The following is a 12,421-nucleotide window of genomic DNA, read 5'->3' on the forward strand; positions in this document are numbered from 1 at the left end:
AAGAGGTCCCTTCTCCCGGCCGGTGAGGCGGGGGGACAGTCATCAGCGGGGAGAGCTGTGATCGGCCTGCCAGATTTTCCGTGGGATCGGCTCACGCCGCTCAAGACGCTGGCGCAGGAGCATCCCGACGGGATCGTCGACCTCTCCGTCGGCACCCCCGTCGACCCGGTGCCCCCTCTCATACGGCAGGCGCTCGCCGACGCCTCCGACAGTCCCGGCTACCCGCTGACCTACGGCACCGAACGGCTGCGCTCCGCGGCCGCGGGCTGGCTCTCCCGCCGTCACGGGGTGAACCTGGACCAGGCCGACGTGCTGCCGCTGATCGGCTCGAAGGAGTTCGTCGCCTGGCTGCCGACCCTGCTCGGTGTCGGGCCGGGGCAGCGGGTGGTCTTCCCCGCGCTGGCCTACCCCACCTACGACGTCGGAGCGCGCCTGGCGGGGGCGGAGCCGTACGCGACGGACGGGTTGTTCTCCCTCGGTCCCGAGCGGGTGCCGCTCGTCTGGGTGAACTCCCCCTCGAACCCGAGCGGCAAGGTCCTGCCCGCCGAGCACCTGCGCAAGGTGGTCGCGTGGGCCCGTGAGCGCGGCGCCGTCGTGGCCTCCGACGAGTGCTACATCGAGCTGGGCTGGGAGGAACAGCCGATCTCGATCCTGCACCCCGATGTCTGCGGCGGCTCGCACGAGGGCCTGCTCGCGGTGCACTCGCTGTCGAAGCGCTCCAACATGGCCGGTTACCGGGCGGGCTTCGTGGCCGGAGACCCGGCGCTGGTCGGGCGGCTGCTCGAAGTCCGCAAGCACGCCGGGATGATCATGCCGGGGCCGGTCCAGGCGGCGATGGCCGTGGCGTTCGACGACGACGCGCACGCCGACGAGCAGCGCGCGCGCTACGCGGCCCGTCGAGCGCTCCTGCGCCCCGCCCTTGAGGCGGCCGGCTGGCGGATCGAGCACTCCGAGGCGGGCCTGTACCTGTGGGCGACCAACGGCACCGACTGCTGGAAGCAGGTGCGCTCGCTGGCGGACAAGGGCATCCTGGTCGCGCCCGGAGACTTCTACGGCAGGGCCGGCGCGGAACACGTCCGGATCGCCGTGACCGCGAGTGACGAGCGCATAAGTGCGGCGGTGAGCCGCCTCCAGTAGGATCGCGCGCCATGACCCCTGAGGTCGCCGCGATACTGGGACTGAGCGCGGTCACGCTCGTTCTGCTGCTGGGCGCGCTGTTCGCGACCACGCGCCAGGACAGGAGGCCACGCGGGTCCGGGGCCCCCGGCGAGTCCCCCGTCCAGGCGGCACAGGCCGCGGAGCCTGCCAGGCCGAGCGCGGGCCATGTCGGCATCGACTACCCCGACCCTCGCACGATCAAGGTCGGTGACACGATCGACTGCCAGGGCGTGCGGACCCGTGTCCTGGGCGCCCTGTACCTGTCGTCGCAGGGCGTCGAGTGGACCGAGTACCTCCTCGACGACGGCAGCCGCCGCTACCAGTGGCTGTCGATCGAGACGCGGACCGGTTCCGACTCCGACGCGCCGCACCTGGAGGTGCTGCTGTGGACGCCGGTGCCGACACAGGGCATGGTCCCGGCCAGGACCACGCTGAGCGTCGAGGGCGTCGAGTTCTTCCCCGTCGGCCGCGGCACCGCGGCCTTCCGCTCGGAGGGCGTCACCTTCATGCCCGAACGCGGCCTGCTCGACTTCGCCGACTACCGGGCCTCCGACGGCCGCCTGCTCTCCTTCGACCGTCCCCAGGACGAGCCCTGGACCTCCTCCTACGCCCAGCCCCTGGCCCCGGGCTCCATCACCATCCAGAAACGGGCCTAGGAGATGTCGACCTTGCCCTTGGGGGTGGTCGTGTCGGGCCGCCAGCCGTTCTCGCCGTCGGCGGACGTCCACGCCTGGCCGCTGTAGCGGACCCGCCGCAGCCCGAACTTCTGCGCGTGGGCGACCGACCAGCTCGCCATCAGCCAGCCGTCACGTGAGGACGCCGCCTCGAACGTGGCATTGGCGCCGAGCGCGTGCACGAGCCCGCGCATCGCCCTGTCCGCAGGGGGACGCGGTGTCGTGGTGGCCGTGCCCGACGTGCGGGGGGTCGAGGTCGGCTCGGGGAACCAGCAGTGCACGGCCTTGGGCACCCGCCCGGTGAAGGCCGCCGCCAGGATCTTGCCCTCGTCCTCGTGCTGGGCGTAGGCCGACCCGTCGGCGGAGCGCTGCACCCGCTGCGCCGCCTCGTGGAGCGGCAGCTTGAGGTAGCCCTTCACCTTGACCAGCGCGGAGAAGAACTTCCCCGACGCGTAGACCGGGTCGATCAGCTGCTTGGGGGTGCCCCAGCCCTGTGAGGGCCGCTGCTGGAAGACCCCGACGGAGTCACGGTCACCGAAGGGCAGGTTCAGCAGCTTGGACTCCTGGATGCCGGTGGCGTAGGCGATCACCACCGCCCGTTCGGGCAGTTTCCTGCGGGCGGCGACCGCCGCGATGACCGAGGCGACCTGGGCCTGGTCGATCTCCAGTTCGAGCGTGCCGCCGGGCGTTGTGATCTTGCACCCCTCACCGGTCTCCCGGAACGGCGTCACCCGGTTGATCAGGGTGAAGACCCCCACGGTGATGGCCGCGGCGAGCACGGTCACGATCGCGACGATCGCGATGACCCCTTTGGAGAAGCGCCGACGCACGCTGAAGAACCTACCGATCGCAGACAGCGGGAAGGCGACGGCACTTCCTGCGAACCCCCGGAGGAGCCGTCGCGCTCTGTTATCGTTTCACAGGTTTTGCGAACGGGATCGCCCTTCGTGACGGCGGACGGCCGGGTCCGGGGCGGCCGAGGACCGGCTGAGGATAGGGTCGCCGCATGAGTACGCGGCTGGACCTCACACAGGACGTCGGCGCGCTGACCGCGCGAATCGTGGACATCGAGTCGGTCAGCGGAGACGAGAAGGTCCTGGCGGACGCGGTCGAGGAGGCACTGCGGGCACTGCCGCACCTTCGTGTCGACCGTGACGGCGAGTCGATCGTGGCCAGGACCGGGCTTGGCCGGAGCGAGCGGGTGGTGATCGCGGGCCACATCGACACCGTCCCGGTCGCGGACAACCTGCCCAGCCACGTCGAGGACGGCCTGCTGTACGGCTGCGGCACCTCGGACATGAAGGCGGGCGTCGCGGTCGCGCTGAAACTCGCCGCCGCGCTCGACGAGCCCGCCAGGGACGTCACCTACGTCTTCTACGACTGCGAGGAGATCGAGGCGGAGCGCAACGGCCTGCGCAGGCTCAGCCTCGACCACCCCGACTGGCTCACCGGCGACTTCGCCGTCCTCATGGAGCCGACCGACGGCGAGATCGAGGGCGGCTGCCAGGGCACGCTCAGGGCCGAGATCACCGTGCGGGGCAGGAGGGCGCACAGCGCCAGGTCGTGGCTCGGCGTCAACGCCGTGCACCGGGCCATGCCGGTGCTGGAGATCCTCAACGCCTACCAGGCCAGGCAGCCGGTCGTGGACGGGCTCGAATACCACGAGGGGCTCAACGCGGTGGCGATCCGCGGCGGCGTCGCGGGCAACGTGATCCCCGACGAGTGCGTGGTGACCGTCAACTACCGCTTCGCCCCCGATCTCTCCCTCGACGCCGCGCAGGAGCACGTGCGCGAGGTCTTCGACGGGTTCGAGCTCCGTTTCACCGACCTCGCCCCGGCCGCGCGTCCCGGGCTGACCGACCCGGTCGCCGGGGCCTTCGTCGCCGCGGTCGGCGGCACGCCCAGGGCCAAGCTCGGCTGGACCGACGTCTCGCTGTTCTCCGGGCTCGGGATTCCCGCGGTCAACTACGGTCCCGGCGACCCCAATCTGGCGCACCAGCGGGGGGAGTACGTCTCGCTGGAGAAGATCGCCGACTGTGAACGCAGGATGATCGGCTGGCTCCGCGGCTGAGCGCCGCACGGTACACGGGCACAAATGAAAGTGGCTTTCCTCGCCGGCCATTTGGCGGGGAAAGCCACTTTCAGTCCCGAGCAGCACCCTCGGCAGTTAGACGTGGCTCCGGAGAAATCCGGTTCCCGGTTTTCCCCCAGAATTTTCAAGATTTTTCCAGAAGCGGCGCTAGCGTGTTCGGCATGAAGAAGACACGCCCCGAACGCCGTCAGGGAGCCGCGGTCGTCCGCGGTGACCTGGTCTCCGACTCCACCCACGACCAGCGCCTTCTCGACCGCAGGGGCCCCGCCGACTGGCTGCACATGGACCCGTGGCGGGTTATGCGCATCCAGGCGGAGTTCGTCGAGGGATTCGGTCAGCTGGCCGAACTGCCCGAGGCGGTGACCGTCTTCGGGTCCGCGCGTACCCCGCAGGAGTCGTCGGACTACAAACTGGGCGTGGAGCTCAGCCGCAGGCTTTCCGAGGCGGGCTACGCCGTGATCACCGGTGGTGGTCCCGGCTGCATGGAGGCCGCAAACCGCGGTGCCAGGGAGGCGGGCGGCGTCTCCGTCGGCCTGGGCATCGAGCTGCCCTTCGAACAGCACATGAACGAATATGTGGACCTCGGCATCGAGTTCCGCTACTTCTTCGTACGCAAGACCATGTTCGTGAAGTACTCCCGCGGCTTCGTCGCGCTGCCCGGCGGCTTCGGCACGCTGGACGAGCTGTTCGAGGCGCTGACGCTGGTCCAGACGCGCAAGGTCACCTCCTTCCCCGTCGTGCTGCTCGGCACGGAGTTCTGGGGCGGCCTGTACGAGTGGATCAGGACGACCCTTGTGGACACCGGCAAGATCTCCCCGGCCGACCTCGACCTCATCCAGGTGACCGACGACGTGGACGAGGCCGTACGGATCATCGTCGAGGCCGACAGGGACCGGGCGAGCGGTCTCGGGAAGGGACAGCAGGCCGCGCGGAGCACGGTCGCCGACGCCGAATAAGGGTTTCCCCGCGATCCCGGGCCACGACTATGGTTCCGATGTGTTCATATGCGTTTTCCTGGCATCACACCGGAAGATCGACAGGAAGTACCTGACGCTGGCGGAGGAGGTCGGGGCCGAACTGGCCCGGCGCGGGCACACCCTGGTCAGCGGCGGGGCGACGGTCTCGTGCATGGGGGCGGTCGCCAGAGCGGTCAGGGCGGGCGGCGGCCGTACGGTCGGCGTGATCCCGCAGGCCCTGGTGGACGTCGAGGTCGCCGACCACGACTCCGACGAACTGGTCGTCACCACCGACATGCGTGAGCGCAAGGGGGTCATGGACGCCCGCTCGGACGCCTTCCTCGTGCTGCCCGGCGGCATCGGGACGCTGGAGGAGCTGTTCGAGATCTGGACGACCAGGACTCTGGGTCTCCACGACAGGCCGCTGGTGCTCCTCGACCCGTGGGGGCTCTACGCGCCGCTGCGGAGCCTGGTCGAGGGCATGCACGCGGAGGGCTTCACCCGGCCCAACGTCTTCGACGCGATCTCCTGGACCACCACGGTCGAGGAGGCCTTCGAGCACCTGGAGAAGCGGACCAGGCACCTGGAGCCGGGCATCGAGGAGCTAGGCGAGGCCACGGCGGGTTAGCGCGGGGGGGCGCCGCCCGGCCAGTGACTCGGTCATCTCGACCGCGAGCCGTACCTGCTCGGGACGGTTGGTGCGGAACACCCTGGCTCCGGCCCACGCGCAGACGGAGGCCGCCGCGAGTTCGGCGGCCTCTCCGTCGTGTCCCGCGAGTTCGGCGGGCGTGACGACGACGGTGTGCCCGGCCCGGACGAACTTCTCGATCTCGGCGATCGATCTCGCCTCGGCCCAGGAGGAATCGCCCTGGTCGCCGGGGGTGAGCACCGTGAGAGCGGTCATGAGGCGATCCTAGATCAGTGGGAGTTGTGGCACGATTCGTATGTGCTGGTCGTACTCGCCCTCGCCGCCTTAGCCGTCATCGCCGCAGTCGTGGCGGTCTCCATGGGGAGGGGTGGTGAACTGGCCAGATTCGTCCCCGACGTCCCCCCGCTTGAGCTGCCCGAGCCGAAGAGACTCGGGGCCGCCGACTTCATGGCCCTGCAGCTGCCGGTGAGCGTGATCGGCTACAACACGCAGAGCGTCGACGAGACCCTCAACCGCGTGGTGAACGCGCTGAGCGAGCGTGACACCAGGATCGCGGTCCTCGAACAGCAGATCGCCGAACTGCTCGCGGGCAGGCTCCAGGCCCGCCACGACGCCGCCCTCACGGCCCCGCCGGTCATGCGCGAGGCCCTCCCCGGGCCCACGGACACGGTACGGCGCGCGGACCCCGAGTCCGAGGAGCCGCCGGCGGCCGGAGAGACGGACACGGACGAGGTCGTGGACCCCGGGAAGGTTCAGGAAGCTCAGAAGGCTTCCGAAGCCGGCGCGGTGGAGACCGGTGAGGCGAACGCGCCCGAGAAGGTTCAGGAGCCGGACGAGCCCCAGGCCGTTCGGGAAGTTCAGGAGGCCGAAGAACCCGGGGAGGCCGCAGGGCCCCGGAAAGCCTCGGAGCCTCAGGAAACCGGGAAGCCCGCGGCCGAGGAAGCCGCCAAACCCGAGGAGCCCCTGGAAACCGTACGGTCCCCTGAGGAGTCCGCCGAGAGCGCCGACAAGGACCCGGACGGGCAAGATGAGAAGGACAAGAAGCGGGAGAAGCAGGGCGTGAAGGAGGGCCGGTGACGGAACCGACACGTTGTGGCTGGGTGAGCTCCGCGCCCGAGTACATCGCCTACCACGACGAAGAGTGGGGCCGTCCGGTCACCGGTGACGACCTGGTGTTCGAGCGCCTGTGCCTTGAGGCCTTCCAGTCGGGCCTGTCGTGGATCACGATCCTTCGCAAGCGGGAGAACTTCCGGTCGGCCTTCGCCGATTTCTCCATCCCCGCCGTCGCGGCGTTCGGCGCGGCCGACGTCGAGCGGCTGCTCGCCGACACCGGCATCGTCCGCAACCGGGCCAAGATCGAGGCGGTCGTCGCGAACGCGCGGGCCGCGCTCGACGTCGACCTGTCCGACCTGATCTGGAAGCACGCCGATCCCGGCGCGCCCGTCCCCAGGACACTGGCGGACGTGCCTCCCCAGACGCCCGGGTCGAAGGCCCTCGCCAAGGAGCTCAAGGCGAACGGCTTCCGCTTCGTCGGCCCGACGACCGCCTACGCCCTGATGCAGGCCATCGGACTGGTCAACGACCATCTGGAGGACTGCTGGGTGCGGGGCACCTACTGACCTCGGACCTGACCCCGCCGAGCCGGAACGTCTTCCCGGCGACCCCCGAGCCGTTCAGTTGATCGTCTCGGTCCGGTAAATTCTCCGCGCCGCCACGCGCGCCCGTCCCGCCCGCTCCGGGACCGCTTCGTAACCTGCCACCTCTGTGGCCTGGTCAGGGAAGTGAGAGGTCCCGCGGACCGCGACGGCCCGGATGTCCGCGGGGCCGTCCCCGAGCGCGAAGGACGGTCTTGATTGCCCGATGAGTCGATGCTGGGGCTGATCGTTCCCATTCCGAGCGCGGAGACGGGATAATAGGACATCACAGAAGACGTGAATGCGTCGGCCACCCTCGGGTCAGTCGGAGATCCGGAGCCCGAAGCAGGAAGGGATACACGCATGGCGGCTATGAAGCCGAGGACCGGTGATGGTCCGCTGGAGGTCGTCAAGGAAGGCAGGGGCATCGTCATGCGGGTTCCCCTTGAGGGTGGCGGCCGGCTCGTCGTCGAGCTCTCGGCGGATGAGGCCAGCGCCCTTGGCGAAGAGTTGAAGAAGGTCGTCGTCTGATCCCGGCCTGAGACCAGCGGTGACGCCGGGCCCCGACTCGATCTCGTTCGCGGAGCACGACAGCCACTGCGGCCCGTGCGCCCCCGATCGACGAACACGGCCCTGGCCACCGGACCGCCGGAGCGCGGCTCGTGCCAGGGCCGCGGTGTCCCCCGGCTGATGACTGGAGTTCCACATGCCCATCTCTCCGTACACCCTGCTCACCGGTGCCCCTTCGGAACCCGGGGCCGCCGTCCCGGCGGGGGTGCCGCCGCTCGGGGAGGCAGGGCTGCTCGCCGTACCCTTCTCCGCCGACCGCGCGCCCGAGGTGGAGCTGCCGCTGCCCGTCGAGGCCCTGCTGGCGCACTACGAGGCCAAGGGCGAGGCCGGTGAGGTCGTCGAGGTCCCGGTGGCCAACGGCGACGGCGTCGGCCGGGTGCTGCTCTACGGGGTCGGCGACGGCTCGGCGGGCGCGCTGCGCAAGGCCGGCGCCACGGTCGTACGGCGGGGCAGGGGCAGGTCCTCCATCAGGGTCGTGCTGCCGGAGGGGCCGGTGGCAGCGTTCGTCGAGGGCGCGCTGCTGGCCACCTACACCTTCAGGATCGGCGAGACCAGGTCCGCCCCCGCGGCCCTGGTCGAGCTCGTCGGTGACGGCGTCGAGGCCGAGGTCGCCAGGGGCGCCGTGGTCGCCGAGGCCGTCTCGTTCGCCAGGGACCTGGCCAACACCCCGGCCTCGATCAAGACGCCGCAGTGGCTCGCCGAGCGCGCGACGGAGCGCGCCGAGGCGGCCGGGGGCGTCGACGTGAAGGTGTGGGACGAGCGCGAGCTGCGCGCCGAGGGCTTCGGCGGCATCCTGGCGGTCGGTCAGGGTTCGGTCAGCCCGCCGCGCCTGGTCAGGCTCTCCTACAGCCCGCAGGGCGCCACCAGGCACGTCGTCCTGGTCGGCAAGGGCATCACCTTCGACACCGGCGGCCTGTCCCTGAAGCCGAGCGACGGCATGAAGTTCATGAAGACCGACATGGCGGGCGCCGCGACCGTCATCGCGGCCGTCGCCGCGCTCGCCGCGCTGGGCGCGCGGGTGCGGGTCACCGCCCTGGTCGCCGCCGCGGAGAACGCCTTCTCCGGTACGGCCCAGCGCCCCTCCGACGTGATCACCCAGTACGGCGGGCGGACCGTCGAGGTGCTCAACACCGACGCGGAGGGCCGGCTGGTGATGGCCGACGCACTGGCCTACGCCGACGCCGAGCTCGACCCGGACGTCATGGTGGACGTCGCGACGCTCACCGGCGCGATCAGTGTGGCCCTGGGCAAGGACGTGGGGGCCGTCTTCGCCTCCGACGACGCCCTGGCGGCCGAGCTGACCGAGGCGGGCACGCAGGCGGGGGAGCGGCTGTGGCGGATGCCGCTCATCGAGGACTACTCTCCGGCGCTGGAGTCGAGCGTGGCGGACCTGGCCAACATCGAGGCCGGATCGACCTACGGCGCCGGTTCCATCACGGCGGCGCTGTTCCTGCGTGAGTTCACCGGCGGGCGGCCGTGGGCGCACCTGGACATCGCGGGCGTCGGCAGGAGCACCGCGGACGAGGGCTTCCTCAGCAAGGGCGCCACCGGCTACGGCGTGCGCCTGCTGCTCGACTGGCTGACCAGGAGCTGAGCCGGGCGGCTAGGAGCCGAGTTTGACGGCGGCCAGGACGCCGTCGCCGAGAGGGATCATCAGGGGGCGCAGTCGTTCGTCACCGCGGACCAGCTTGCCCAGCTCCCGCAGGGCGACGACGTCCGGGTCACGCCGGGTGGGGTCGGTCGCCCTGTGCTGCCACAGCGCGCTGTCGAAGATCACGATGCCGCCGACACGCAGCAGGCGGACCGCCTCGGCCAGGTAGTCGGCGTACTCCTGCTTGGCTCCGTCGCAGAAGACCAGGTCGTAGCCGCCGTCGGACAGACGAGGCAGCACGTCCAGGGCCCGTCCCGTGATGAGGCGGGTCCTGCCGCCGGGGAAGCCCGCCTGGGCGAAACTCTGCCGGGCGAGGCGCTGGTACTCCGGCTCGACGTCCACGCTGGTGAGCGTGCCGTCCTGGCGCATGCCGCGCAGCAGCCACAGCCCGGACACACCGCATCCCGTGCCGACCTCCACGACGGCCTTGGCGTTGGTGGCCGAGGCGAGGAAACAGAGCGCGGCGCCGGTGCCGGGCGGGATGGGGGTGACCCCGACCTCCGCGGCGCGTCGGCGCGCCTCCCAGAGGATCTCGTCCTCCCGGTGGAATTCCTCGGCATAGGCCAGAGCGGCCTCCAACGGACTTGTCGGCGTCTCTGCCATCGGCCTCTCCTTCCCGCTTTCTCCGTACAGAGCCATATAGGGACTGGGTCGCAGCCTAGGGGAGCCAAGCCCGATCGGGAACTCATGTCATGCCTGGTGCGTTGCACGGTTTAAGCGGCCTTTGCCGGTCCTGAGGGTAGTGAGTGCGCACGAAGGGACGAAACCAGGCACTATGGCGATAGCGGTGGTCCCGGAGAGAGGAGTGCTGGTGGACGAGTTCGACCACCAGACGGATACTCCCGTGTCTGAATGGACACCTCCCACCTGGGAGGAGGTGGTTCGGACCCATTCGGCGCGTGTCTACAGGCTGGCCTATCGGCTGACCGGTAACGTCCACGACGCCGAGGACCTCACACAGGAGGTCTTCGTCCGGGTCTTCAGGTCCCTGTCGAACTACACTCCGGGGACCTTCGAGGGCTGGCTGCACCGCATCACCACCAACCTGTTCCTCGACATGGCGCGGCGCAAGCAGCGCATCAGGTTCGAGGGCCTGGCGGACGACGCGGCGGAACGGCTGCGTGGCCGTGAGCCGTCCCCCGCCCAGGTGTACGACGACACCCATCTCGAACCCGACATCCAGGCGGCACTCGACGCGCTCGCGCCCGAGTTCCGCGCGGCCGTCGTTCTGTGTGACATCGAGGGGCTGTCCTACGAGGAGATCGCCGCGACACTCGGCGTGAAGCTCGGCACGGTCCGCAGCCGTATCCACCGTGGCCGGGCTCAGCTGCGTGACGCGCTGGAACACCGCGCGCCCCGCGGAGATCAACTCCCCCCGACCATCACCCGCGGGGAGGAACTCGCATGAGAAGCCGCAGTTATGACGAATGTCACGACGAGCCGCTTGGCAAGGAGTGGTCATGAGTCATCTTGGAGAACGTGTTTCCGCGCTGGTCGACGGCGAGCTGAACCACCACGAGCGTGACCGGGCGCTGTCCCACCTCGCCTTCTGCGCTTCCTGCAGGGCCGAGGTGGAGGCCATGCGGGCGCTGAAGAGCCGCCTGAGGTCGCTCGACGGGCCCGCGATGCCCGCCGACCTGACGATGTCCCTGCTGCGGATGGCCGACCCCGGCGACCCGCTACCGCCGCGTGAGCGGCCTTTTCCCAGCGGTTCGCGGACCTTCGGCGGGGCGCCGATCCCCGGCATGCACACCGTCGCGCCGCCGGACAACCGGCCGCGCGGGCGGGCCGCGTCGACGCGCCGTGCCCGCAGGGTCGGCTACGTCGCGGTCGGCGTCGCCTCCGCGGCGGTCGCCATCGGCACGCTGTTCGTCGTCGGCGGTCCCGACCCCGGCCCGCGTGTGCCTCCGGTCGACATGTTCGCCAACCAGCACAGGAACACCGCCCCGTACGGAGGCTCGGCGACTCCGAGCTTCTCGCCGACTCCGTGATCCGGCTGCCCGCCTGCCTGGCCGTGGTGGTCGCCATGGCGCTGGGCCTGGTGGCGGGCAGCCCGGCGCGAGCCGTACAGCAGTCTGTGCAGCAGGGCGAGCGCGACGAGGACACGGGCCTGCGGCTGCTGCGTGAGGCGGCCGCCGCGGCCAGGGGGCGCGGTTACTCGGGCACCCAGTACGTCACGACCTGGGGCCGTTCCGGGTCCTTCTCCTCCATGGTCGAGGTCCGCAACGTCCCCGGGCGTGGCCTGTCGGTGAGCTCACGCCCCTCGGGTACGGCGGGCTGGGTCGACCCCGGCACCCCCGCGGGGAGCATGGCCGCCCCCTCGGAGACGATGCTTGAGGTGCTGGCCCGCAACTACCGGGTGGTCGACGCGGGCAGGACCCGTACCGGCGGACGTGCCGCCCACCTGGTGGACGTCCTGCGCACGGACGGCACACCCGCGGCGCGTTACTGGCTGGACGAGTCGGGGGGCCTGGCGCTGCGCCGTGAGTTGTTCGACGGCCGGGGCCGGACCGTCCACGTGGGCGGCTTCCTCGACCTGACCCTCGATCCGGTTGCGCGTGGGAGCGTTGTCCCCGTGCCGCCTCCGGGCGGGCTCGACCTGGGCGAGGTGCCCGAGCTCCTGGACCGGGGGTGGCGTTTCCCCGCCGAGTTGCCCGGTCGCCTTGAGCTGTTCGCGGCGCACACCGCACCTGCCGGATACTTGTATCTGGGATATTCGGATGGGTTGTCGGTCGTGTCGGTTTTCGTGGACTCTGGTGTGCTTGATGGGGAAAAGCTCCGTGGGTGGCATGCCCAGCGTCATGACGGGCATACGATCTGGATGCGGAACTCAGCCGAGCAGGGGACGATCTGGGCCAGTGGGGACCATGTCTACACCGTCTTCGCGGACGCTCCGGCCGACACGGTCGACGCCGCGGTCGCGGCACTGCCCCACGAACCCGCCCCGAACCTGTGGAACCGGCTGGGCAGAGGAGCCCACCGCCTGCTTTCCTGGGTCAATCCCTTCGGATAGGGCGCGTTTTACGTCTCTCGTATG

Annotated in this window: 15 protein-coding genes; 12 read left to right on the forward strand and 3 right to left on the reverse strand. The window is 70.4% G+C overall.

Annotated features, from left to right (window positions below; translation table 11 throughout):
* Positions 1-57: 57 nt before the first annotated feature.
* Both dapC and ACIBVQ_RS15155 read left to right on the forward strand, forming a co-directional pair.
* Complete coding sequence (gene dapC / locus ACIBVQ_RS15150; protein WP_399177942.1) at positions 58-1,137, forward strand: succinyldiaminopimelate transaminase; 1,080 nt, start codon at positions 58-60, stop codon at positions 1,135-1,137.
* 11 nt (positions 1,138-1,148) lie between these two features.
* Positions 1,149-1,814 (forward strand): DUF4178 domain-containing protein, encoded by a 666-nt coding sequence (locus ACIBVQ_RS15155; protein ID WP_352016537.1) that lies wholly within the window; start codon positions 1,149-1,151, stop codon positions 1,812-1,814.
* Here the strand turns inward: ACIBVQ_RS15155 and ACIBVQ_RS15160 are convergent.
* On the reverse strand, positions 1,811-2,662 hold the full coding sequence (locus tag ACIBVQ_RS15160) for a hypothetical protein (RefSeq protein WP_352016538.1): 852 nt from the start codon (positions 2,660-2,662) through the stop codon (positions 1,811-1,813). The genes ACIBVQ_RS15155 and ACIBVQ_RS15160 overlap by 4 nt on opposite strands.
* Before the next feature lie 176 nt (positions 2,663-2,838).
* On the opposite strand from ACIBVQ_RS15160, the gene dapE reads away from it, so the two are divergent.
* From dapE to ACIBVQ_RS15175, 3 genes are all read left to right on the forward strand, one after another.
* Positions 2,839-3,903 carry a succinyl-diaminopimelate desuccinylase gene (gene dapE, locus ACIBVQ_RS15165; RefSeq protein ID WP_362776521.1) on the forward strand — a complete coding sequence of 355 codons (1,065 nt, stop codon included), beginning with the start codon at positions 2,839-2,841 and terminating at the stop codon, positions 3,901-3,903.
* Between the two features lie 182 nt (positions 3,904-4,085).
* Entirely contained in the window at positions 4,086-4,880 is a 795-nt protein-coding gene (locus ACIBVQ_RS15170; protein WP_399177945.1) for a TIGR00730 family Rossman fold protein, read from the forward strand.
* 40 nt (positions 4,881-4,920) lie between these two features.
* Entirely contained in the window at positions 4,921-5,508 is a 588-nt protein-coding gene (locus tag ACIBVQ_RS15175) for a TIGR00730 family Rossman fold protein (RefSeq protein WP_362776519.1), read from the forward strand.
* On the opposite strand, the gene ACIBVQ_RS15180 is transcribed toward ACIBVQ_RS15175, so the two are convergent.
* On the reverse strand, positions 5,485-5,784 hold the full coding sequence (locus tag ACIBVQ_RS15180) for a hypothetical protein (RefSeq protein WP_362914229.1): 300 nt from the start codon (positions 5,782-5,784) through the stop codon (positions 5,485-5,487). The two genes, ACIBVQ_RS15175 and ACIBVQ_RS15180, sit on opposite strands and share 24 nt — an antisense overlap.
* Positions 5,785-5,826: 42 nt before the next feature.
* Here ACIBVQ_RS15180 and ACIBVQ_RS15185 point away from each other — a divergent pair, with 42 nt between their 5' ends.
* The 4 genes from ACIBVQ_RS15185 (at position 5,827) to ACIBVQ_RS15200 (ending at position 9,327) form a co-directional block, all read left to right on the forward strand.
* Positions 5,827-6,606, forward strand: coding sequence for a hypothetical protein (locus ACIBVQ_RS15185; protein WP_399177947.1), 780 nt, complete (start codon positions 5,827-5,829; stop codon positions 6,604-6,606).
* Positions 6,603-7,148, forward strand: coding sequence for a DNA-3-methyladenine glycosylase I (locus tag ACIBVQ_RS15190; RefSeq protein ID WP_386196100.1), 546 nt, complete (start codon positions 6,603-6,605; stop codon positions 7,146-7,148). Before ACIBVQ_RS15185 ends, ACIBVQ_RS15190 begins: the two co-directional genes overlap by 4 nt.
* Positions 7,149-7,526: 378 nt before the next feature.
* The gene (locus tag ACIBVQ_RS15195; RefSeq protein ID WP_012894793.1) at positions 7,527-7,694 is read left to right on the forward strand and encodes a DUF3117 domain-containing protein; all 168 of its coding nucleotides are present in this window, start codon (positions 7,527-7,529) and stop codon (positions 7,692-7,694) included.
* A 175-nt stretch (positions 7,695-7,869) separates the two neighbouring features.
* A complete protein-coding gene (locus tag ACIBVQ_RS15200) occupies positions 7,870-9,327 on the forward strand; it encodes a leucyl aminopeptidase (protein WP_386196102.1) in 1,458 nt (485 codons plus the stop codon).
* Between the two features lie 9 nt (positions 9,328-9,336).
* Here the strand turns inward: ACIBVQ_RS15200 and ACIBVQ_RS15205 are convergent, their stop codons facing one another.
* A complete protein-coding gene (locus ACIBVQ_RS15205; RefSeq protein WP_352016546.1) occupies positions 9,337-9,987 on the reverse strand; it encodes an O-methyltransferase in 651 nt (216 codons plus the stop codon).
* A 172-nt stretch (positions 9,988-10,159) separates the two neighbouring features.
* Here ACIBVQ_RS15205 and sigE point away from each other — a divergent pair, with 172 nt between their 5' ends.
* From sigE to ACIBVQ_RS15220, 3 genes are read left to right on the forward strand one after another with little or no spacing between them, the layout of a single operon-like run.
* Positions 10,160-10,792 carry an RNA polymerase sigma factor SigE gene (sigE, locus tag ACIBVQ_RS15210; protein ID WP_352016547.1) on the forward strand — a complete coding sequence of 211 codons (633 nt, stop codon included), beginning with the start codon at positions 10,160-10,162 and terminating at the stop codon, positions 10,790-10,792.
* A gap of 52 nt (positions 10,793-10,844) precedes the next feature.
* Positions 10,845-11,375, forward strand: a complete 531-nt coding sequence (locus tag ACIBVQ_RS15215; protein ID WP_352016548.1) for a zf-HC2 domain-containing protein — start codon at positions 10,845-10,847, stop codon at positions 11,373-11,375.
* Complete coding sequence (locus tag ACIBVQ_RS15220) at positions 11,372-12,397, forward strand: sigma-E factor regulatory protein RseB domain-containing protein (protein ID WP_399177951.1); 1,026 nt, start codon at positions 11,372-11,374, stop codon at positions 12,395-12,397. The genes ACIBVQ_RS15215 and ACIBVQ_RS15220 overlap by 4 nt, the downstream gene beginning before the upstream one ends.
* The last annotated feature ends 24 nt before the right edge of the window (positions 12,398-12,421 follow it).

It is taken from the genome of Streptosporangium sp. NPDC049376 (assembly GCF_044466505.1).
In the GTDB taxonomy this organism is placed as follows: domain Bacteria; phylum Actinomycetota; class Actinomycetes; order Streptosporangiales; family Streptosporangiaceae; genus Streptosporangium.